This window comes from Amycolatopsis balhimycina FH 1894 (assembly GCF_000384295.1).
Lineage (GTDB): Bacteria > Actinomycetota > Actinomycetes > Mycobacteriales > Pseudonocardiaceae > Amycolatopsis > Amycolatopsis balhimycina.
Window position 1 is genome coordinate 10,400,221 of record NZ_KB913037.1, and the last position, 20,498, is coordinate 10,420,718.

Genomic DNA, 20,498 nt, shown 5'->3' on the forward strand with positions numbered 1-20,498 from the left:
GTCGAAGTGCCGTTCAGGAGCCGAGATCGGCGAGCACCGCGCGAGCCGCCCGGCGGCCGGAAGCCAGGGCGCCTTGCAGCGAACTCGTGTCCCGGTGGTCGCCGCACACGTAGAGTCCGTCGCCCAGCCGGACCTCGCGGCGGATGTCGTGCGGGGGCGGCATCGCCGGAAGGCCGCGGGCGATCTCGTACCGGCCCACCAGCGGCCAGCGGGCCGCGTCCGTGCGGTACATCCGGCCCAGCGCCCGGCGCACGTCGGTCACCGGCAACGTGGTCAGCGCCGACGCGCTCACCAGCGCGGCGCCGGGCGGCGCGTACGTCGGGCACACCTCACTGACCACGCTCGTACTCGCGACCGGGCCGCCGCGGGCGTCGATCACGATGACCGGTTCGCGCAACGGCGACCGCGGCGGGGCGAAGTACCACGTCGTCCCGCTGTTCCACTTCGGCTCCGCCACACCGGCGAGCCGGGCGGCCGTGGAGCCGTCCGTCGCGACGACGACCGCGCGGGCCGTCCAGGTGTCTCCGGTGGCGGTGCGGACGACGCCCGGCCGGACCGCCTCGACGGGCGTGTTCTTGCGAACGGCCGGCAGCGAACGGGCCAGCTGCCGGGGCAGCTCGCCCATCCCGAGTGCCGGCAGCGACGGCGCCGAGCGCAGGAAGCTGCGCCACACCAGCTGGAAGAAGCGCGAGGACGTCGTCAGCCCGCTTTCCAGGAACACGCCCGACAGGAACGGCCGCAGCACGGTCTCCACCGCCCGCTCGGACAACCCCGCGCGGCGCAGTTCGTCCAGCGTCGTGCGGTCGTCGCGGTCGAGGATCCCGTGGACCGGCCCCGCGGCGACGCGGGCGGACAGCGCTCCGAGCGCGGCGAGGTCCTTCGCCGAGAAATAGCGCCGGGCCACGATGTCGCGCACCGCTTTGGGCGTGTCGATCGGGTTGCCGAGCAGCGCGACGCGGTCGTCGCCGGCCACCCGGACCGCGCGCCAGAACCGGCCCAGCCGCAGGGCTTCGACGTCCACCAGGCGCCGGATCGCCGGGTAGGCCGGGTTGAGGACCTGGAACCCGCGGTCGAGGCGGAAGCCGTCGACGACGTCGGTGCGGACCCGGCCGCCGACGTCGTCGGACGCTTCCAGCACCGCGCACGGCACTCCGGCCCGGTGCAGCGTCACGGCGGCGGCCAGGCCGGCGAGGCCCGCGCCGGCGATGACGACGTCCGTCTCGTGGCGCGCCATCACCGGCCGCCCGCGGCGAGCCGGTTCAGCAGGCCGATCCGGCCCCGGTTGGGGACCGAGCGCACCGGGTGCCCGGCGAGGCCCCAGCCCGCGAGGAGCGTGTTGGCGGCGGCCCAGCCGGTGGTGGCCGCCCGTTCCATCAGCGCGACCGGGAGGTCGATCCGCACGCCGTCGCCGGCCAGCACCAGCGCCGGATCCGGCGTTTCGACCATCGGCCGCCGCGCGAAGTCACCCACCCCGAAGAGCGGGCAGTCCGCACGCCACAGCGAGATCGAACCGATGACGCGCGCGTCGAGGGTTTCGGGGTAGATCTCGTGCAGCCGTTCGTCCAGGGCTTTCGCCAGGCGATCCCCGGTCGTGGCCGCGTATGCGTGCAGTTCGACGACCGACCCGCCCGTGCGGACCGCCCACCGCCGCGCCTCGCCCTCGTAGCGGTCGAGCAGGCTGATGTTGTCCAGCGGCGGCACGCTCCCGGTGCCCAGGAACGGCGGCCGGGCGGCGGCCACGGGCCGGTCGAGCCAGAGCCGGCGGACGAGGAACGGCGGTGCCGTGCGCAACCCGGCGATGGCGGCTCGCCACTCGACACTGCCGACCGTGGGCGACGCGGCGGCGATCTCGCGCAGTCCTGCCACGTCGCAGGCGAGCACGACGGCGTCGAACTGCCCGGTGCCGTCCGCGGTCGTGACCGCGAAGCCGTCAGGAGTGCGTTCGAGCGACGCCACCGCGGTGCCGGTCCGGAGGGTCACCCGGCGATCGCCGAGGTAGCCGGACAGCGGGTCCCACAGCGCCTGGGGGAACGGCTCGGTGGGTACGTCGAACACGAGACCCTCGCTGGAGCCCAGGAAGTACAGGTGGAACATGGTCGCCAGCTCCGCCGCGGACAGCTCCCGGGGATCGGCGAAGAAGCTCCGGGAGAAGACCTCGAATGCCAGGTGCTTCGCGGCTTCCGGGAAGTTGATCGCTTCGAGGAAGCTCGCCGCGTCGATGTCGTCGAGCCGGCGGTAGGTCTCCGGGACGCTGACCGTCGCCAGCGGCAGCGCGCCGCGGCCGTTGATGCGCAGCAGGTCCCGCGGGGTGAAGGTCGGGCTGCGCCAGGCGAACGCGAGCGCGTTCCACGGCGGGGTCCGGGGGAGACCGGCGAAGGTGTCCGTGCGCCCCTGGGCGTCCAGCAGCGGGTAGTCGGCCAGCGGCGTCAGCCGGTCCAGCCGGGGATCGGTGCGCGTGAGCAGCGACCGCAGGTTGTAGTACTGACGGAAGAAGGCGTGGAAGCCACGGCTCATCGTGACCGCGGTGCCGTCGGGCAGCCGGTCGGTCCAGCCGCCGACCCGCCCGCCCAGGTGGTCCTCCCGCTCGAACAGCGTCACGGTGACCCCGCGCTCGGCCAGCCCGGTCGCCGCGGTGAGGCCCGCGATGCCCCCGCCGACGACCGCCGCGGCCGGGCGACTGCCGAGCTGCCCGGCGTCGGCCAGGCCCGCGGGGGCCGGCCGCGTCACGATCCGGCGGTCGGTGCCGCGGCCGGCGGCCGGCAGCCGCGGCCAGGGCACATCCTTCGCCATCGCGTTCATGATCGCTCCTCGCGGGGCGCGGCCCGTTCCCACACCAGCAGCACGGCGGTCACCAGGGCGAAGCCGAAGAGGAAGTCCTCGACCGGGATGTCCCACGGGAAGCGCCAGTTCGTGATGTGCTCCGGGGCGTACCGGACGATCGGGTCGGACAGCTCGGTCAGCCGGCCGTCCACCGGGATCTGGAAGGCGGTCACGACGGCCATTGTGATCCAGTAGCCGGGACGGCGGAACAACCCCGTCCGCAGCAGGCAGACCTCGGCGAGGACGACCACGGCGACCGAGGCGACCGCGGGCACGGTGTAGCCCCACGGGATCACCGGCGGGCCTCCTGCCGGGCACGCCGCCGGAACACCGCGAGGGTCAGCTCGACGCCCTCGAAGGTCAGCACTCCGCAGATCGGGATCACCACGAAGAACAGGACCTCCTCCAGCGGCACGGCGAACGGCGCGCGGATCCCGGTGACGTGGCCGGGTGCGTAGTCCCAGACCCCATCGGCGATCGCCAGCGCGTCCCACCCGAGGAACACCAGCGCGACCGGCAGCACCGCGCGGGCCAGCCGCCGCGGCTGCCGGTAGACCCGGGCACCGGCGAACTCCAGCGGCAGCGTGACGAGGACGCAAGCGGCCAGCACGACGAGGTATTCCGCCTGACCCACGTCAGCTCACCGCCACCGGAAGCGCCGGAGCCGGGTGCCGCCGCCGGGCCCACCGGGTGCGCGCCAGCGCCCCGCACGCGACCGCCAGCCGCCGCCCGCGGGACACGGTGGCGCGCCCGGCGAAGACGTCGTGACCGGCGTCTTCGATCCGGTCGAGGATCCGCCCGTACAAGGCCGCCGCCGTGGCCACGCACGGGCGGGAAACCGGGTGCAGCATCGCGATCCCGGGCCGGGCCTCGGCGTACACCTCGCGGGTCACGGCGATCTGGTGCCGGATCGCGGCCCGGACCGGCTGGTCGGCCCGCCCGTGCCGGGCACACCACGCCAGCCGGTCGCGGTCCACGCCGTGCGCGGCCAGCTCGTCGGCCGGCAGGTAGACGCGCCCGCGGGCCAGGTCCTCGGCGACGTCGCGCAGGAAGTTCGTCAGCTGGAACGCCTTGCCGAGCGCGGCGGCCCTCGGTTCGGCCTCGTCGCGGGGCGCGACGGTGCCGAGCACCGGCAGCACCTGCAGCCCGATCACCTCGGCCGAGCCGTGCACGTAGCCGTCGAGGTCGGCGCGGGTGGCGTAGCCGGTGACGGTGAGGTCCATCCGCATCGACGTGAAGAAGGCCCGGAAGTACGCCTCCGGCAACGCGTACCGGGCGGCCGTGTCGATCACGGCGGTCAGCAGCGGGTCGTCGCTCGCACGCGCGGCGAGATCGGTGAGGAAGCGTGCCTCGACGTCGTGCAGGCGCCGGGCGAGCGATTCGGGAGTGGCGTCGTCCTCGGGCTCGTCGACGATGTCGTCGAGCCACCGGGCGAAGCCGTAGAGCGCGTGGATGGCCGGCCGCTGCGCCGGGGTCAGCATCCGCGTCGCGAGGAAGTACGTCCGGCCGTGGCGCGCGTTGAGCTCGCGGCACCACGTGTACGCCGAGCGCAGCCCCGGTTCGCGGATGCCGGCGGCGTCGAGTTCGCGGCGGGTCATCGCGGCCCTCCGGTGATCCGGTCGGCGGCGAGCCTGCCGGAGATCAGCACGGTCGGGACGCCCACGCCCGGGACCGTCGCACCGCCCGCCAGGACGACGTTGTCCGTACCGCGCGGGAGGTTCCGCGGCCGGAACGGTCCGGTTTGGACGAACGAGTGCGCGTAGCCGAACGGCGTCCCGGCGACCAGGCCGCGGGCCGCCCAGCCGGCCGGGCCGACCACGTGCGTGAACTCCGGCTCGAAGCCGGGCAGGAGCCGGTCACGGGCCACTTCGAGGACCTCCTCGGCGTAGGGGCCCGACTCGGCGGTCCAGTCCGCCGGGCCGCGGTCGAGGTTGGGCACCGGGGCGAGCACGGAGTAGAGCTGACGCCCCGGCGGCGCGAGCCCGGGATCGGTCGCGGTCGGCCGCGTGACGAGCAGCGAGGGATCGCTCATCCGCCTGCCCCGGGTGATCAGCTCGTCGAAGGTCGACCGCCAGCCGTGTCCGAAGGAGATCGTGTGGTGCGCGATCTCCGGGTGGGTGGCCGGGCCGCCGGCGTGCACGACGAGCGCCGAGGGCGCGGCCCGGAGCGGGACCGGCCGACGCGGGTGCCGCCCGAGCAGCCGGTAGCTCTCCGGCAGTTCGGTGGTGAGAACGACGGCGTCGCACGGGTACCGCGCACCGGAGGCGGTGCGGACGGCGGTGACGCGGGTGCCGCGGCGTTCCAGGGCGTGCACGGCGTCGCCGTAGCCGAACTTCACCCCGGCGCCGGCCGCGACGCGTTCCAGGGCCCGCGGCAGGGCCGCGATGCCACCGGCCGGGAAGTACACGCCGCCGACGGTGTCCATGTACGCGATGACCGCGTAGAGGGCCAGCGCCCGCATCGGCGACTCGCCCGCGTAGAGCGCCTGGAAGGTGAACACCCGCTTCAGCCGCTCGTCGGCCAGGAACCGCCCGACCCGGCCGTCCAGCCGCCGGAACCCGCCCAGGGCCACCAGCCGGGCCAGCTCCGGCCGGAGCATGCCGAGCGGCGAGTCGATGTTCGCGTCGATGAACCGGCCGAACTCGGCGTGGTAGAGCTTCGTGAGCCAGTCGCGCAGGCGGGTGTAGCCCGCGGCCTCGGCCGGGCCGGCGAAGTCCCGGACCGCGTCGGTCATCGCGTCCGCGTCGGTGTGCACGGGCAGCGTGCTGCCGTCGGCGAACTGCGCGACGTACGCCGGATCGAGCCGGGTCAGCGGCAGTTCCTCGGTCAGTTCGGCGCCCACCGCGGCGAAGGTGCCGCGCAGGATCGACGGCATGGTCAGCACGGTCGGGCCGGTGTCGAGCAGGTAGCCGTCGCGCTCGACGCGTCCCGCGCGGCCACCGGGCCCCGGGTCGCGTTCGAGGACGGTGACCTCCCGGCCACGCCCGGCGAGGTGCATCGCCGCGGCCAAGCCGGCCAGGCCCGCTCCCACGACGACGACGCGGTCCGACGGCCCGGGCACCGTCTTCATCGGTCGCGCTCGGTGCACCGGGCCGCGAGCGCGGCGAGCAGGTCGGCGGCGTGCCGGGGGACCACCGCCGGGTCGATTGCCGCGAGTGCCTTGCCCGCCCGTTCGGCGATCAGCTCGCCCATGCGGTCCTGCGCGCCGGTCGCCACGATCAGTTCCTGCCACCGCGCGACGGCGTCGTCGTCGACGCCGTCGAGTTCGAGCAGCTCGGCGAGCTCGGCCTGCTGACGCCGGCCGGCCATCGCGGCGGCCAGCACGACCACGCTGGATGCCTTGCGGTCACGCAGGTCCTGCCCGGCGGGCTTGCCCGTGACGGCCGGATCGCCGAACGCGCCCAGCAGGTCGTCGCGGAACTGGAACGCCTCGCCCAGCAGGCCACCGAACTCGGCCAGCCCGGCGAGCAGTCCGGGGCCGCATCCGGCCAGCGCCGCCCCGAACTCCAGCGGCCGCCGGACGGTGTAGTTGCCGGACTTGCGGCGCAGGACGTCGAGCAGGGTGTCCCAGCTGGGCAGGGCGCGCGCGTCGTTGACGAGGTCGGCGAGCTGGCCGGCGGCCAGCTCCGCCCGCATCAGGTCGTAGTGCCGCCAGCCCCGCGCCAGCTGCGCGGCGTCGAGCCCGCTTTCGCGCAGCATCTGCTCGGACCACACCAGGAACAGGTCCCCGGACAGGATCGCCGCCGACTCGCCGAACCGGGCCGCCGGCCCCGCCCAGCCCTGCTCCTCGTGCCACCGGGCGAACCGGGCGTGCAGGGCCGGGCGGCCGCGCCGCAGCGGCGAGCCGTCCATCACGTCGTCCTGGGCCAGGGCGAAGCAGTGCAACAGTTCCAGGGCGGCGGCCGCGCGAACCGCGGCCGGGGATTCCGGCTGCCCGCACCGCCACCCGACGCAGGCGAACAGGGGGCGGAGGCATTTTCCGCCCGCGACGAACTCGGGGAGCGCGGTTTCCGCGAGCGCGCCCTCGCTGCGCCCGGAAAAGTGCTCCGCCACCCGCGCGCTCACGAAATCGTGTGCTTCGGCCAGGCAGCGGCGGCCCGTGGTGTCCAGCCACCCGGCGGCCGCCTCGTCCGCGGAGGCCACCCCCGCCGTCATGATCGCTGTCATCCGCCGCCCTCCCGGTCTCCGAGTATTCGATGCACAACCGTTTCACAGGTGGTGTAGCTTGTCCACTCGAACGGGGCCGCGGAGTCTGCGGGAGCGGATCCGCCGGACGTGTGGAAACGTGGTGCCGATGGACGTCGACGAGGTGGATGGCCGGGAGCGTCCCCGGGCGGAAGGCTCGTGGACGCCCGGCAAGGTCGCCGGGCTGCTGGGCGTCTCCCCGGTGACCCTGCGCACCTGGGCCGCGCGCTACGGGGTCGGCCCGTCCCTGCGGGACGACGGCAGGCACCGGCGCTACTCCGACGCGGATGTCCGCCGCCTGCAGCACATGCAGCGGCTCGTCGACCGGGGCATGCGCGCCCGTGAAGCCGCCGCGGCCGCGTTCTCGGGCACGGGGGAGGCGGTCCCCGAAGTCTCCCACGCCCGGCGCGCCGAGGAGCTCGAGCGGGCGGCGGAGGAGCTCGGCTACGGGTCGCTGGCCGCCCTGCTGGACGAAACGCTCGACGCGCTCGGACCCGCCGGAGCGTGGACCGAGGTGCTCGTTCCCGTCCTGCGGCACCTCGGCGGCCGCTGGTTGCGCGGCGACCTCTGCTTCGCGTCCGAGTGGGCGTTGACCGGCGAGATCTCGCTCGCCCTGCAGCGTTGCGGCGCCCGGTTCGCGACCGCCCCGCCCGGCCGCGGGGTGCTGCTGGCGTGCTGCCCCGGCGAACGCCACGGCCTGCCGATGGAGGTGCTGCGCGCCGCGCTGGCGGAGGCCGGGATCCCGGCCGTCCACCTGGGACAGATGGTGCCCGCCGAGACGACGATCGCCGGCGCGGAAAAGCTCGGCCCGGTGGCGGTGTTCCTGTGGTCGATGTCCGCCGCCACCGCCGACGACCTGCTCGGCCGCCGGCTGCGGCGCCGCGGGTTCGACGTCGTCATGGCGGGACCGGGCTGGGAAAACCTCGCCGGACAGGACGGCGTCCGCTGGGTCGACGACCTGCCCGGCGCGCTCGAGCTGGCCGCCGAACGCGTCAAAGCGTGAATCGGGGGAAGCGTTGCGCAATCGCTCCGCATGCTTGATGATGGGTCCGTGGACCTCAAGCGGCAGCTGATCGGGCGCCGGCCGGAGCGGTGGCCGGTGCGGCCGTTCCGCGAGCCGGCCTGGGCCCGTCAGGAACCCACCTACGCGGAGTGCGGCCCCGCGCTGATCGAAGCGGCGGTCAAGCGGGCCGGCTCCCGCCCGGCCGGCAACTGGTTCGTCTTCGCGGCCGCCCGCGAAGTCCGCGCCGACCGGCCGTCCGGCGTGCGGGTGGCCGGCCGCGAATTGGTGGCCTGGCGCGGACCCGGCGGCGAGCTGCGGGTCGGCCCGGGCGCCTGCCCGCACCTCGGCGCGCCGCTGGCTCAGGCACGCGTGCACTGCGGCGAGCTGGTCTGCCGGTGGCACGGCCTGCGCGTCGGCGGCGACCGTCCCGGGTGGACGGCGCTGCCGTCGTACGACGACGGGGTACTGGCGTGGGTCCGCCTCGACCGGCCCGGCGGCGAACCGCCCGCCGAACGTCCGGTCGTGCCGGCCCGCCCGCGCGGCACCACCGTCGACGCGGTCGCGACGCTGACCGGGGTCTGCGAGCCCGAAGACGTCGTCGCCAACCGGCTCGACCCCTGGCACGGTGCCTGGTTCCACCCGTATTCCTTCGCCCGCCTGCGGGTGCTGTCGGCGCCGCGGGGCATCGACGTCGCGGAGCCCGACGACCGGTTCGTCGTGGAGGTGACGTTCCGGCTCGCGGGAAAGCTCGGCGTGCCGGTGGTCGCCGAGTTCACCTGCCCGGGGCCGCGCACGGTGCTGATGACCATTGTGGACGGTGAGGGGGCCGGCAGCGTGGTGGAGACCCACGCGACGCCACTCGGCCCTGGCACCGACGGCCGCCCGCGCACGGCGGTGATCGAGGCGACGATCGCCGCGTCCGGCCGGCCGGGGTTCGCCAGGGCCGCCCGGCTGGCGCCGGTCCTGCGCCCCCTGATGCGCCGCGCCGCGGCCCGCCTCTGGCGGGACGACCTCGCGTACGCCGAGCGCCGCTATGCGCTGCGCACGGATCACCACTGACGCCGCGCGCCGCGATCACTGTCGGTTGCTGCGCCGAACGGCGTGCGTGAGCGTGCTCAGAGAGCGTTTCCCAGCCCTTCGTAAGCGGCCATCACGATGCCCAGCCCGCGGTCGTCGCCCAGCGGTCCCTGCTCGACCATCTGGTTCATCACGTACGCCACCGTCAGGTGCGTGTCCAGGTCGGTCGTGACGATCGAACCGCCCCAGCCACCCCACGAACACGTCCGGCCCTGCACGCCGTAGCCCATGCCGTACCGGATCCGCGCGCCCAGGACCTCGTCCTCGCCACGGAACTGTTCTTCCAGCGCCCGCTCGCAGCCCGCCCGGGAGAGCAGCCGCACTCCTCCTGCCTGGCCGCCGCAGGCGAGGACCGACTGCACCGCCGCGACCGACCGTGCGTTGCCGAACCCGTTCGCCGACGGGACTTCCGCCCGCCGCCAGGCCTCGGTGTTGACGATTTCGGGATCGAGCGGCGGGTTTCCCGGGCCTCGCGCCACGATCTCCGGCGCGCGGGTCGGGGACGGGATGATCGGGGCGACCCGGTGGTCGTGCTCCGCGGGCAACCCGATGTGGAAGTCGGCGCCCAGCGGCCCGGCGACTTCCTCGGCGAAGAAGGCGGCGAACCCGCGGCCGGTGATCCGGTGGACGACCTCGCCGATCAGGTACCCCTGCGTGACCGCGTGGTAGCCGCCCACCACGCCCGGTTCCGAGGTCGGCGCCTGCTCGGCCAGCAGGCTCGTCACGACCGGCCAGTCGTAGAGCTGCTCCGGCCGCAGCGGCTCCTGCCACGTCGACAGGCCCGATGTGTGGCCGAGCACGTGCCTCACCAGCACCTTTTCCTTGCCCGCGGCCGCGAACTCGGGCCAGTACCGCGCGACCGGCGCGTCCAGGTCGAGCTCGCCGCGATCGGCGAGGATCAACGCGCACAGCGCGGTCATCGTCTTCGTGGTCGAGAAGACGCAGGTGATCGTGTCCCGCTCCCACGGCCGGGTGCGGTCGGCGTCGGCGTACCCGCCCCAGAGGTCGACCACCGGCTCGCCGTCGAGGGAGACGGCGACCGACGCTCCGACGTCCGGTCCGTCCAGGGACGCCTCCAGCGCCGCCCGCACCGCTTCGAACCGCTCGTCACAGGTACCCCGCGTCTGGGCCATGGGCGGTACCTAACCCGAATTTCCCCCGAACACCAACAGGTTATTCCGCCCGCTCGCCGGGGCGTTTACCTCGGAGGGAATTGGTTCGATGACGTCGGTGCCGCAAGCTCGGGCCATGACCAGTTACCGGATCCACACCGCCGCTACCGCCACCGAAGCCGTGAGGGAGCCGCTCGAGGTCCTGCAGGGCGCGTTCGGGTTCGTGCCCGCCGCCGCGGGCCTGATGGCGAACTCGGCGGCGCTGCTCAACACCTTCTTCGCCGCGTTCGGGTACTTCCGGGGGACCGGCACGTTCGGGCCGGCCGAACGGCAGGTGCTGCTCCTGTCGAACGCCGTCGCCAACGGCAGTGAGTGGGCGGTCGCGTTCCATTCCCTGGAGGCGCTCGCGGACGGTGTCGAACCGGACGTGGTCGAGGCGCTGCGTCGGGGCGAGGCTCCCGGCGACGAACGCATGGCGGCGCTTTCGGCGTTCACGCGGTCGCTGATCGCCGGGCGCGGGCACATCGGCGAGGCCGAGGTGACCGCCTTCGAAGCGGCCGGCTTCACCGGCGAGCAGGTGTTCGAGGTCGTCACCGGCATCGCGATCTCGGTGATGACGAACTACACCGCCAACGTCGCCCGGCCACCGCTGGAGGACGCGGTGGCGCCGTACGCCTGGACCGCGGGACACTCGACCGGTGGCTGACGTGGGCGTGTTGCTGAAACACTGGCGTGGCGCCCGGCGCCTGAGCCAGCTGGCGCTGGCGGCGGAGGCGGCCGTGTCCGTCCGGCACCTGTGCTTCGTCGAAACCGGCCGGGCGAACCCCAGCCGGGCCATGGTGCTGAAACTCGCCGAGGTGCTGGACGTCCCGTTCCGCGAACGCAACACCTTGCTGCTCAGCGCCGGGTTCTCCCCGGAGTACCCGGAGTCGGAACTGGACGCGCCGTCGTTGTCCGCGGTCCGTGCCGCCCTGGAGACGATCCTCGCCCAGCAGGAACCGTTCCCGGCGCTGGTCATGGACCGCGGCTGGGACATCCGCCACGCCAACTCGGCCGCCCGCCGGTTCTTCGCGTTCCTCCGAAGTGGACAGCCGGCGAGCCCGCCGGGCCCGGCGAACGTCCTGCGCCGGATGTTCCACCCGGACGGCGTGCGGCCGCACGTGACGAACTGGCCGGAGGTCGCCGAAGCGCTGGTGCGGCGGGCGAGGCGGGAAGCCGTCGGCGGCGTCGAGGACGAGCGGGCCCGGCGGATCCTCGACGAGGTGCTGGCCTACCCGGGCGTCCCGCCGGGCCTGCGTTCACTCGACGCGACGGTCCCGACGCTGCCGATCGTCCCGATCCGGTACGCGCGGGGCGACCGGCGGTTCGCCTACTTCTCCACGGTGACCACCCTCGGCACCCCGCAGGACGTGACCCTTCAGGAGCTGCGCATCGAGTGCTTCTTCCCGATGGACGAGGAGACGCGCTCCCACGCCCGGGATCTCGCCGAGCCCGGCGCGGTCAGTCCTTGACCGCGCCGGCGGCGAGCCCGGTGCGCCAGAACCGCTGCAGCGCCAGGAAAGCCAGGATCAGCGGGATGATGGACAGCAGCGAGCCGGTGACGACGACGGCCTTGAGGTCGGGGTCGCGGCTGATCTGGGTGTTGAGGGTGTACAGGCCGAGGGTCACCGGGTACAGGCGGTCGCTGGTCAGCATCACCAGGGGGAGCAGGAAGTTGTTCCAGATCGCGACGAACTGGAACAGGAAGATCGTGACGAGCGCCGGCGCCATCAGGCGCAGGCTGACGGTGTAGAACATGCGCACGTCCCCCGCGCCGTCGATGCGGCCGGCCTCGAGCAGCTCGTCGGGCACCGACGCCGCGGCGTACACGCGGGCGAGGTAGACCCCGAACGGGCTGATCATGCTGGGCAGCAGCACCGACCACACGGTGTTCGTCACCCCCGCTCCGGCGAGCATGAGGAACAGCGGGACGGCGAGCGCGGTCGGGGGGACGAGCACCCCGGCGAGAACGGTGGAGAACGTGAACGACCGCCCGCGGAAGGTGAACTTGGCCAGCGCGTACCCGGCCATCGCCGAAAGCAGGGTGGCGGCCGCGGCACCCACGACCGAGTACAGGGCGCTGTTGGCCAGCCACCGCAGGTAGAGCCCGTCCCCGAACGTGACGGTGTCGCGCAGGTTCTCACCGAAGTGGTTGCCGGAGAACCAGAGCCCGAACGTCGTCGAGAGGCCGGACGCGGACTTCGTGGCCGAGATGGCCAGCCAGACCACCGGCAGCAGGAAGTAGACCGCGGCCACGAACATCGCCGTGGTCACCACGACCGAGGATCCGGTGGGGCGCCGGGTGTTCGGGTGAGTGGTCACAGGGCGGCCCTCGCTCGGGTGATCCGGAAGAACAGCCAGGACAGGACGGCGATGAGCAGGGTGACGAGCACGCTCATCGCGGCGCCGAGGCCGTAGTTCTGGGCGGAAATCTGGGCGTAGGCGGCCATCGACGGGGTGTAGGCCGACGACACCGCGCTGGAGACCCCGGCCATCACCTGGGGTTCGGTGAACAGCTGGAACGTGCCGATGATGGAGAACACCCCGGTCAGCACCAGCGACGGCGCGATGACCGGCACCTTGATCCGCCAGGCGATCGCCCAGCCGGACGCGCCGTCGAGCCGGGCCGCTTCGTAGAGCTGGGGCGGGATCGCCTGCAGCGACGAGTAGAGGATCAGCATGTTGTAGCCGGTGAACGTCCAGGTGACGATGTTCGCGATCGAGTACAGGATGACCTTGCCGGACAGCAGGTCGGGGTGAAGCCCGACCGGGTCGAGCAGCTGGTTGATCGGCGAGAGGTTCGGGGCGTAGAAGAAGCCCCACATCACCGCGGCGATCACGCCGGGCACGGCGTACGGCAGGAAGAACGCGAGCCGGAAGAACCGCCGCAAGCGCACGACCGCGGAGTCCAGGGCGAGCGCCAGGAGCAGGGCGAGGCCGAGCATGATCGGGATCTGGATCACGCCGAACAGCAGGACCCGCCCGATCGAGCCGACGAACCCGCTGTCGCCGAGGGCCGCGGTGTAGTTGCCGAGCCCGGCGAACACCTCGACGGGACGGCCGTAGGTCGAGGTCCTCGTGACCGCGGTGAAGCTCTTCACCACGGCCACGACGACCGGGGCCACGTAGAACACCGCGAACCCGGCGAGGAACGGAGCCAGCAGCAGCCAGGCGGCGCGGGTGCTGCTGCTCGCCCGTCGCCGGCGCGCCACCCTGGGGCGGGCCGGCGCGCCGGCGACGGTTTCGGACGCTGCGACAACCATCGTCGTCCTTACTTCGCCACGGGGATGGACTGGCGTTGCAGGTCGGTGATCGTCGCCGCGCCGGCATCGGAGAGCGCCTTGCCGAGCGTGCCGTTGCCGGCGAGCGCGGCGCCGAAGCCGTCACGGACGTGGGCGTAGGTCTGTTCCATCGACGGTCCCCAGGTGAAGTCCTGGCTGATGCCCTTGCCCGCCTCGCGGAACACCGCGTTGACGTCCTGGCCGCCGAAGAACTGCGTGTTCTCCGGCGACGCCTTCGCCGACTCCTGGGCGGCGACGGTGGCCGGGTAGATGCCGGCCTGGGCGGTCAGGACGGCCAGGGCCTGCGGGTCGCTGTTGAGCCACAGGGCGAACTGCGCCGCCTCGGCGGGGTGCTTGGTCCCGGCGAACACGGCGGTGGTCGAGCCACCCCAGTTGCCGGAGCGCTGCTCGCCCTTCGCCCACTGCGGCAGCGGCGCCACGGCCCACTTCCCGGCGGTCGAAGGCGCGGACTTCGCGATCGTGCCGACGCCCCAGACGGCGCCGGTCCAGGTGGCGATCTGGCCGGAGTCCAGTGCCTTGTTCCAGGACTCGGAGAAGCCCTGGTAGTTCGACACCAGGCCCTGCGAAAGCAGGTTCTGCCAGTAGCCGGCGACCTTGGTCGAGGCCGGGTCGGTCAGGTTCACCTTCCACTGCTGGCCGTCCTGGGTGAACCAGTGCCCGCCGGCCTGCCACACCAGGCCCGCGAACCAGTTGACGTCCTTCTGCGGGAAGTGCGTGATCGTCAGCTTGGGGTCCGCGGCGTGCAGGGTCTTCGCGGCCTGCGCGTACTCGTCCCAGGTCGTCGGCACCGGCACGTGGTACTTCTCGAACAGGTCCTTGCGGTAGAACAGGCCCATCGGACCGGTGTCCTGCGGGACGGCGAACACGCCGTCGCCGCCGACCGAGGCCTGCGCCCACGTCCAGTCCACGAACTTGGACTTCGCGTCCGCGACGCCGGGGCAGGCCGAGATGTCCTGCAGGCCCTGCTGGACGCGGAAGCCGGGGAGCGAGTCGAACTCGACCTGCCCGAGGTCCGGTGCCTGCTTCGCCTTCAGCGCGGTGAACATCTTGTTGTAGGTGCCCTGGTTGCCCTGGGGCGTCTGCTCGACGGTCACGTGGATGTCGGGGTGGCCCTGGTTCCACAGGGCGACGGCCTGGTCGATGCCGGGCAGCCAGGACCAGAACGACAGCTCGACCTTGCCGCCGGTCGGCGCGCAGGCCGCGGCGGCCGGCGCCGCGGCGTCGGTGCTGCCGCAGGCGGCCGTCGCGAGCGCGAGCCCGGCCGCGGCCAGGACGGCCCCCAGCCGGCGGAGCCGTCTTGTCGAGGGAGAAGTACGCACCATTGCGTTCGGTCCTTTCGGGGGTGGCGGCTTCAGCCGAGATCCGGCGTCGTGGTGAGGCGGACGCCGAGCTCGGGCCTGCCTGCGTGCTCGCCGCTCATGCCGTGGTCTCCCGTGTCCGTGTCCCGTGGGGCCCGGGAACGTTCCCGGGAATGTTCCCGGCCGCTGCTCCCGGGGAGTATGCGCATCTCGGGGCGATGCCGTCAAGAGGGGTGTCGACGGGTTCGATTCAGGCGGTCGCGCGGGTGATCAACGAGACCGGCAGCGAAATCCGGTCGGCCGTGTCCGCCAGCAGGGCCTTGACGAGGGCGCGCCCGTGGTCGTACTTGTCGATCCGGACCGTGCTGAGCGGCGGGTTGAGGTAGGCGGACATCTCCAGGTCGTCGAACCCGACCACGGCGCAGTCCGCCGGAACCGCGCCGCCACGCGCGAGCACCGCCTGCACCGCTCCGATCCCCATCAGGTCGTTGAACGCGAAGATGCCGTTGACCTCGGGCCACGCGTCGAGGAGCTGGCGGGTCCCCTCGGTGCCGCCCGCGATGCTCGGCGGCCCCTGCACGATCCGCGCCGAGACGTCGCCGAACCCGTGCGCGGCGCAGGCGGTGAGGAAGGCCAGCCGCCGTTCGTCGACCGCGACGCCGACCGAGCTGGCCAGCATGCCGAGGCAGGCGTCCGGCCGTCGCGCGAGCAGGTCGACAGCGGCCGCGGTCCCGGTCGCGAAGTCGTTGCTCACCGAAGCCGCCACGTCCGTCGACAGTTCGCGGTCGGCGACGACCAGGGGCACCGAGCGCGCGTAGTCGGCGAGGACGTCCTCGGGTGTCCCGTAGAAGAAGCCGACGACTCCGCGCGCGGAGCGGGCGAGGGCGTCCTCGATGGCGTCGCGTTCCCGGCCGGGATCGGCGTCGGTGTTGTACAGGACGACGCTGCACCCGGCCGCCTCGGCCGCGTCGTACACCCCGCGCGCCACCGCCGGGTAGAACGGGTTCGCGATGTCGGAAACGACCAGGGCGATGACGTCCGAACGCTGGGTGCGCATGCCCTTGGCCAGCGCGCTCGGCCGGTACCCCAGCCGCGTCGCGGCCGCCAGCACGCGTTCCCGGGTTTCCGGCGCGATCTCCGGCAGGTCGCGAAGAGCGCGTGAAACCGTCTGACGACCCACCCCGGCTTCCCGGGCCACGTCCTCGATCGTCGCGCGCTTGATCCGCGGCAGACGTTCACGCCCAGTCACACCGTCACCTACCTCCGCATCCGACGACGAGCCTACGGCCTCGGTCGCCAGTGGATGACCTACGGCCCGGCCCGCGGCGCGGCGGCACCGGTGTCGTTCTGGGCGACGGTGCGCTGAGCGGAGGTCACCGCGCGGTGCAGCCGAGCCCGGACAACGGCTGGGCGTCGCCGTTCACGACGGCGCCCCAGGTCGTCGTGGCCCCGGCGGAGAGTGTCCCGTTGTACGTCTGATTGGCCGCCCGCACCTCGTGGCCCGTCTGGGTCGGCACCGCGTTCCAGGTGTTGATCAGCTGCTGGCTCCCCGCGAACGTGAACGTGGTCGTCCAGCCGGACAGCGCGGCCGAGCCGGTGTTCCGCACGGTGAACTCCAGCTGGTGGCCACCGCTCCAGGTCGTCGTGACCGCGGCGGTCACCGAGCACGACGCGCCGGGCGGCGTGCTCGTGGTGGTGGCCGGTGTGGTGGGCGTCGTGGTCGTGGCAGGGTTGCCGGGGTCGGTCGTGTAGCCGGTGGCGGTGTAGGCGGCCGCGCACCCCGACAGGCACTGGTCCGGCAGGGAGAAGCGGTAGACGCGGCCGTTGTTCACGAGCGCGTCACTCGCGTCCCGGACCCGGATCGCGTACGCGGTGCCCGCCGTGGCGGTCGGGCCGATCAAGAAGGCCTGTCCCATGTCGCTGTCCGGTTGTGCCTGCTGCCAGGTGCCGTCCGCGCCGAGGTACTCGACGCCGTGGACGCCGTTGGGCAGGTGCGACACGGCGACGGCCGTCCAGTACCGCTGTGAGCCTTGGAGGAAGCCGAGTTTGAGGTCGCCGGTGTAGTTCGGGGGTGGCACGTACGACCACGAGATCCGCCGGTTGTTCCAGTGCGCGGGGTTCATGTCGCCGACGGGCACGCCGTTCTTCACGAACCGGTTCAGCGACGCCGTCGAGAGGTCGAGGTGGCCGGGATCGTCGCGGCACCAGGCGTTCGAGTCGCCGCAGCTGTCGGCGACGACCATGGTCAGCTGGGCGCCGGCGTAACCGTCGGACACCCAGGAACCGTTGCGGCAGAACGGTTGCCCGGGCGCGCCGTCGTTGACCCCGGTGCAGTAGTCGCCGATCGTGACCTGCACGAAGCGCCCGCAGTTGCGGCCGTTGTCCCACAGGCCGATCTTGGCGGCCTGGGAAGGCGGCAGCGGCCGGGGGTAGAAGGAGTAGTCGCCGGGGGTGTTGTAGACGTTGAGGGCCACGAAATCCGGTGCGTCCAGCACTTCCTGGGGCAGCCCGCAGCCGCCGTAGGGAGCACCGAGCCCGTCGAAGTGGGTCGCGTTGCCGGTCACCGGGCTCGCCGGCGCGGCACCCGAACTCCACGGCCACAGCAGGGAAACACCGAGCACGAGCGCGGCGACCGCGGCGAGGACGGCCGGCCGCCCGGCGATCCGGCGGGAGGCGGATCCCATGGACTCTCCTTCCGCTTTCGACGGGCGCACCCCATCGGACGTCGGTGTCTGAAGCGCTCGGTCTGGAAGCGCTCCCAGATTCCTCCGCGCCGCGGTGGTTGTCAATCAGCCGCCGCGAAGGCGAAGTCTCACCTGTCCGAGTGACGCGGAACCGGTAACGCGCGGGCGGTAACGGAGCGATAACGAGAGCATCGACAGCCCACCCCGGAAAGCAGGAGAACGTTCGCGTGGAGCACCAGTGGCGAGGCCCGATCGACGTGACCCGGGTCGCCGGGTTCGACACCGCCACGGCCAACCCTGACGACCTTCGCCGCGCTGTGACCGCTTCGCCCGGTTACGTGCGAGCCGCCGCCGAACAGCAAGCGGCGTTGCTGGAGATCGTCCTGCGGGCGGGGACCACGCCCATCCCCGGGCCGCGCCGCCGCCGGTTCGTCGGGAGGCTGCTCGGCCGCGGGTAGCCGGGGGAGCCGTGGTCCGCGTCACACAAGCGAGCTGTCACAGGCTTTGCCGAGCCGGTGTCTTCAGGGCGTCGAACCCGATGACAGAGTGAGGACGAAGCCATGGAACCCCGTATGGACCTGTTCGCCACCGAGACCGGCGCCCGGCTCACCAAGCGGTTCGCGAACCTCGGCCAGGTGGTCGCGCGGTCGCCGCTGCCGAAGGCCACGCAGGAACTGGTCAGCCTGCGGGCCAGCCAGATCAACGGATGTGGCTGGTGCATCGACATGCACACGAAGGACGCCGCGGCCGCCGGGGAGACCGCGGTCCGGCTCGCCCTGGTCGCCGCGTGGCGTGAGTCGACCGTGTTCACCGCGGCCGAGGAAGCCGCGCTCGCGCTGACCGAGGAGGGCACGCGCCTCGCGGACGCCGGCGAGGGCGTGTCGGACGCGACCTGGGCCCGGGTGCGCGAACACTACGACGACGAGCAGGTCGCCGCGCTGGTGGCGCTGGTCGCCCTGATCAACGCGGCCAACCGGCTCGCCGTGATCGTGCACCAGAAGGGCGGTTCCTACGAGCCCGGGATGTTCGCCGCTTTCGCCGAACAGGCGTGAGCACCGAAAAGCCGTGAATGGCACATTGAGGGACTTCAAGTCCCTCAATGTGCCATTCACGGCTTTAGCCGGAGTGTCGCTTTCCGGGCCGGCTCAGTCCCCGCGGTTGACCGAGCTGATGGTGTCCTGAAGCCGTTGGCGCGTCGGCGAATGCGCGTCACGCGGCGCCGGCTCGGAGGGGGCGGTCGGCTCGCCGGCCGGGCCCTCCACCGGGAAGACCTTGTTCTCCCCGGGCAGCGGGACGCCGGGGCAGACGGTGGCCGCGGGACGCGTGGTCCCGAGGAAGAACGTGTTCACCAGATCGTCCACACAGGAATTGCCGCCGACGGCGTACTGGCCGTGGAACGGCGAATCCGCCACCGAGATCATCGGGACCCCGGCCGCCCTCGCCGCCGTCTCGGCCTGTTCGTAGCCGGTCTGCGGATCGAACTCGCCCTGGACGACGAGGACGTTCTTCGCCGCGCGCACCGGCAGCTCCGGCAGCTCGTGGCGGGGGAGGTCGGACCAGAAGCCGCACGGCTCGCTGAGGCCGTACGCCCAGCCGAACAGCGGGTAGGCCGGGCCCTGCAGGTCGCTGAGCAGCTTGTACCAGGTCGCCGCCCGGGCCGGCTGGTCGCCGCACGCCACCGCGAACCGGGTGCCGGGCACGTCGGCGTAGTCGGGCTCCAATTCTTGAGTGCGGCGGAGTTCTTGAGTGCGGCGGAGCTCCGGCGCGGCCGCCGCCACGTCGGCGGCGGTCAGCTTCTCCGTGGGGCGGCCGAAGACCGCGCGCGAGACGCGGTCGAGGTCGTCCTTCAGCGCGGCGGGTGGCGGTTTGGCGGTGCCGTCGAGCGCGGCCGCGCCCTTGGTGAGGACCAGCGCGCCGGCCAGCCACTGCCGGCCGCTGCCGTTGCCGACGAAGATGTGGTCGAAGACGTCGGGCGGCACGCCCTTGCCCTTGAAGAAGGCGCGCAGCCGCTCCCACTTGGCCCGGACTTCCGCGGCGGTCTTGCCCAGCTGGTCCGGGAAGCGGCGGGCCAGCCACGGCGCGTAGACGCGGTCGAACTGGCGCTGGTCGATCTTCGGGAACGCTTCGAACGCGGCCTGCAGGCGGCCTTCGAAGTCGACGCTGGAGTCGAGCACGATCCGGCCGGCGTGCTCGGGGAACAGCGATGCGTACTTCGCGCCGAGCCAGGTGCCGTAGGAGTACCCGAGGTAGTTCAGCTTCTCGTCGCCGAGCAGCGCGCGGATCAGGTCCATGTCGTGCGCGGTCTGCCAGGTGGTGATGTAGGGCGCGAGGGCGTCGCTCTGGCACGCCTCGGCCAGGACCCGCGGCGTCCGCTGGTGCAGCGCGATGCTGCCGGCCGAGCGGTCGCGGGCGTCGAGGCCGTCGTCGGCGGGCAGCCGCCCGAGCGGCACCCGGCAGACGAACCCCGGGTCCGTGCCGCCTTCCTGGCCGGTGCCGCGGGGGTCCATGCCGACGAAGTCGTAGTGCTCGCGCACCGACGGCTCCAGCCCGGCCAGCGCGCCGGCGAGCGAGGTGCCCTGGCCGCCGGGCCCGCCGGGGTTCAGCAGGATCGCGCCCCGCCGGTCCCCGGTGGCCGTGACCCGGCTGATCGCCACCTGGAGCTCGGGACCGGCGGCCGGGGCCGCCCAGTCCCGCGGGGCGGTGATCCGCGCGCACTGCGCGGACGGCGACTGGTCCCGCTGCTTGAACGGGCAGGCGCCCCAGGAGACCTTTTGTGTCAGGTACGGCGCGAGGGGATCGGGCGTGGTCGCGGCGGCGGGCGCCGTGGCCGCCACCAGGACCGAGACGGCCACCGCCAGCCCAGTTCGGGACGTTCGCACCGCAGTTTCCTTCCTCGCGCACCAGCCGGCAAGATCAAATCACGGCAGGTAGGGGAGGGGCAGCGCGAAAACCGCGGCTCGCCGGGGGAGTTCCTTCGA

The 20,498-nt window shown here is 73.0% G+C and carries 20 protein-coding genes; 6 read left to right on the forward strand and 14 right to left on the reverse strand.

The window, feature by feature from the left end; all coding sequences use genetic code 11:
* Positions 1–13 precede the first annotated feature (13 nt).
* Genes A3CE_RS0147700 through A3CE_RS0147730 form a run of 7 tightly spaced genes read right to left on the reverse strand, consistent with a single transcriptional unit; the run spans position 14 to position 6,987 of the window.
* Complete coding sequence (locus A3CE_RS0147700; RefSeq protein ID WP_020647218.1) at positions 14–1,234, reverse strand: NAD(P)/FAD-dependent oxidoreductase; 1,221 nt, start codon at positions 1,232–1,234, stop codon at positions 14–16.
* Positions 1,234–2,799 carry an FAD-dependent oxidoreductase gene (locus A3CE_RS0147705; protein ID WP_020647219.1) on the reverse strand — a complete coding sequence of 522 codons (1,566 nt, stop codon included), beginning with the start codon at positions 2,797–2,799 and terminating at the stop codon, positions 1,234–1,236. Before A3CE_RS0147705 ends, A3CE_RS0147700 begins: the two co-directional genes overlap by 1 nt.
* On the reverse strand, positions 2,796–3,116 hold the full coding sequence (locus A3CE_RS0147710) for a lycopene cyclase domain-containing protein (protein ID WP_020647220.1): 321 nt from the start codon (positions 3,114–3,116) through the stop codon (positions 2,796–2,798). The genes A3CE_RS0147705 and A3CE_RS0147710 overlap by 4 nt, the downstream gene beginning before the upstream one ends.
* A complete protein-coding gene (locus A3CE_RS0147715) occupies positions 3,113–3,454 on the reverse strand; it encodes a lycopene cyclase domain-containing protein (RefSeq protein ID WP_020647221.1) in 342 nt (113 codons plus the stop codon). Before A3CE_RS0147715 ends, A3CE_RS0147710 begins: the two co-directional genes overlap by 4 nt.
* Before the next feature lies 1 nt (position 3,455).
* Positions 3,456–4,418, reverse strand: coding sequence for a phytoene/squalene synthase family protein (locus A3CE_RS0147720; RefSeq protein WP_020647222.1), 963 nt, complete (start codon positions 4,416–4,418; stop codon positions 3,456–3,458).
* On the reverse strand, positions 4,415–5,890 hold the full coding sequence (crtI, locus tag A3CE_RS0147725; protein WP_020647223.1) for a phytoene desaturase family protein: 1,476 nt from the start codon (positions 5,888–5,890) through the stop codon (positions 4,415–4,417). The genes A3CE_RS0147720 and crtI overlap by 4 nt, the downstream gene beginning before the upstream one ends.
* Positions 5,887–6,987, reverse strand: a complete 1,101-nt coding sequence (locus A3CE_RS0147730; protein ID WP_020647224.1) for a polyprenyl synthetase family protein — start codon at positions 6,985–6,987, stop codon at positions 5,887–5,889. The genes crtI and A3CE_RS0147730 overlap by 4 nt, the downstream gene beginning before the upstream one ends.
* A gap of 127 nt (positions 6,988–7,114) precedes the next feature.
* Between A3CE_RS0147730 and A3CE_RS0147735 the strand changes: the two genes are divergently transcribed.
* Entirely contained in the window at positions 7,115–8,008 is an 894-nt protein-coding gene (locus A3CE_RS0147735) for a MerR family transcriptional regulator (RefSeq protein ID WP_020647225.1), read from the forward strand.
* Positions 8,009–8,056: 48 nt separating this feature from the next.
* Positions 8,057–9,067, forward strand: a complete 1,011-nt coding sequence (locus A3CE_RS0147740) for a Rieske (2Fe-2S) protein (protein WP_020647226.1) — start codon at positions 8,057–8,059, stop codon at positions 9,065–9,067.
* 56 nt (positions 9,068–9,123) lie between these two features.
* Here the strand turns inward: A3CE_RS0147740 and A3CE_RS0147745 are convergent, their stop codons facing one another.
* Positions 9,124–10,218 carry a serine hydrolase domain-containing protein gene (locus A3CE_RS0147745; protein WP_020647227.1) on the reverse strand — a complete coding sequence of 365 codons (1,095 nt, stop codon included), beginning with the start codon at positions 10,216–10,218 and terminating at the stop codon, positions 9,124–9,126.
* A gap of 115 nt (positions 10,219–10,333) precedes the next feature.
* Between A3CE_RS0147745 and A3CE_RS0147750 the strand changes: the two genes are divergently transcribed.
* Complete coding sequence (locus tag A3CE_RS0147750) at positions 10,334–10,903, forward strand: carboxymuconolactone decarboxylase family protein (protein ID WP_020647228.1); 570 nt, start codon at positions 10,334–10,336, stop codon at positions 10,901–10,903.
* Positions 10,896–11,708 carry a helix-turn-helix domain-containing protein gene (locus A3CE_RS0147755; protein ID WP_020647229.1) on the forward strand — a complete coding sequence of 271 codons (813 nt, stop codon included), beginning with the start codon at positions 10,896–10,898 and terminating at the stop codon, positions 11,706–11,708. Before A3CE_RS0147750 ends, A3CE_RS0147755 begins: the two co-directional genes overlap by 8 nt.
* On the opposite strand, the gene A3CE_RS0147760 is transcribed toward A3CE_RS0147755, so the two are convergent.
* The 5 genes from A3CE_RS0147760 to A3CE_RS0147780 form a co-directional block, all read right to left on the reverse strand.
* Positions 11,698–12,513 (reverse strand): carbohydrate ABC transporter permease, encoded by an 816-nt coding sequence (locus A3CE_RS0147760; RefSeq protein WP_026469570.1) that lies wholly within the window; start codon positions 12,511–12,513, stop codon positions 11,698–11,700. The genes A3CE_RS0147755 and A3CE_RS0147760 overlap by 11 nt on opposite strands.
* Positions 12,514–12,554: 41 nt before the next feature.
* Positions 12,555–13,499 carry a carbohydrate ABC transporter permease gene (locus A3CE_RS0147765; RefSeq protein ID WP_020647231.1) on the reverse strand — a complete coding sequence of 315 codons (945 nt, stop codon included), beginning with the start codon at positions 13,497–13,499 and terminating at the stop codon, positions 12,555–12,557.
* An 8-nt stretch (positions 13,500–13,507) separates the two neighbouring features.
* Complete coding sequence (locus tag A3CE_RS0147770) at positions 13,508–14,860, reverse strand: ABC transporter substrate-binding protein (protein WP_020647232.1); 1,353 nt, start codon at positions 14,858–14,860, stop codon at positions 13,508–13,510.
* A gap of 226 nt (positions 14,861–15,086) precedes the next feature.
* Positions 15,087–16,085: a LacI family DNA-binding transcriptional regulator gene (locus A3CE_RS0147775; RefSeq protein WP_020647233.1), complete on the reverse strand. Its 999-nt coding sequence runs from the start codon at positions 16,083–16,085 to the stop codon at positions 15,087–15,089.
* Between the two features lie 124 nt (positions 16,086–16,209).
* Positions 16,210–17,520 (reverse strand): cellulose binding domain-containing protein, encoded by a 1,311-nt coding sequence (locus A3CE_RS0147780; RefSeq protein ID WP_020647234.1) that lies wholly within the window; start codon positions 17,518–17,520, stop codon positions 16,210–16,212.
* 227 nt (positions 17,521–17,747) lie between these two features.
* Here A3CE_RS0147780 and A3CE_RS0147785 point away from each other — a divergent pair, with 227 nt between their 5' ends.
* On the forward strand, positions 17,748–17,978 hold the full coding sequence (locus A3CE_RS0147785) for a hypothetical protein (protein WP_020647235.1): 231 nt from the start codon (positions 17,748–17,750) through the stop codon (positions 17,976–17,978).
* 102 nt (positions 17,979–18,080) lie between these two features.
* Entirely contained in the window at positions 18,081–18,572 is a 492-nt protein-coding gene (locus A3CE_RS0147790; RefSeq protein ID WP_026469571.1) for a carboxymuconolactone decarboxylase family protein, read from the forward strand.
* A 93-nt stretch (positions 18,573–18,665) separates the two neighbouring features.
* Here A3CE_RS0147790 and A3CE_RS0147795 read toward each other — a convergent pair whose 3' ends face one another.
* Positions 18,666–20,372, reverse strand: a complete 1,707-nt coding sequence (locus A3CE_RS0147795) for an alpha/beta hydrolase (protein ID WP_020647237.1) — start codon at positions 20,370–20,372, stop codon at positions 18,666–18,668.
* Between the last annotated feature and the right edge of the window lie 126 nt (positions 20,373–20,498).

What these genes read in the sequence shown, in the direction of transcription:
- crtI (WP_020647223.1), bottom strand. Translation starts at nt 5,890, where the DNA reads ATGAAGACGGTGCCCGGGCCGTCGGACCGCGTCGTCGTCGTGGGAGCG.
- A3CE_RS0147790 (WP_026469571.1), top strand. Translation starts at nt 18,081, where the DNA reads ATGGAACCCCGTATGGACCTGTTCGCCACCGAGACCGGCGCCCGGCTC.
- A3CE_RS0147770 (WP_020647232.1), bottom strand. Translation starts at nt 14,860, where the DNA reads ATGGTGCGTACTTCTCCCTCGACAAGACGGCTCCGCCGGCTGGGGGCC.
- A3CE_RS0147765 (WP_020647231.1), bottom strand. Translation starts at nt 13,499, where the DNA reads ATGGTTGTCGCAGCGTCCGAAACCGTCGCCGGCGCGCCGGCCCGCCCC.
- A3CE_RS0147705 (WP_020647219.1), bottom strand. Translation starts at nt 2,799, where the DNA reads ATGAACGCGATGGCGAAGGATGTGCCCTGGCCGCGGCTGCCGGCCGCC.
- A3CE_RS0147720 (WP_020647222.1), bottom strand. Translation starts at nt 4,418, where the DNA reads ATGACCCGCCGCGAACTCGACGCCGCCGGCATCCGCGAACCGGGGCTG.
- A3CE_RS0147750 (WP_020647228.1), top strand. Translation starts at nt 10,334, where the DNA reads ATGACCAGTTACCGGATCCACACCGCCGCTACCGCCACCGAAGCCGTG.
- A3CE_RS0147730 (WP_020647224.1), bottom strand. Translation starts at nt 6,987, where the DNA reads ATGACAGCGATCATGACGGCGGGGGTGGCCTCCGCGGACGAGGCGGCC.
- A3CE_RS0147700 (WP_020647218.1), bottom strand. Translation starts at nt 1,234, where the DNA reads ATGGCGCGCCACGAGACGGACGTCGTCATCGCCGGCGCGGGCCTCGCC.
- A3CE_RS0147735 (WP_020647225.1), top strand. Translation starts at nt 7,115, where the DNA reads ATGGACGTCGACGAGGTGGATGGCCGGGAGCGTCCCCGGGCGGAAGGC.
- A3CE_RS0147745 (WP_020647227.1), bottom strand. Translation starts at nt 10,218, where the DNA reads ATGGCCCAGACGCGGGGTACCTGTGACGAGCGGTTCGAAGCGGTGCGG.
- A3CE_RS0147780 (WP_020647234.1), bottom strand. Translation starts at nt 17,520, where the DNA reads ATGGGATCCGCCTCCCGCCGGATCGCCGGGCGGCCGGCCGTCCTCGCC.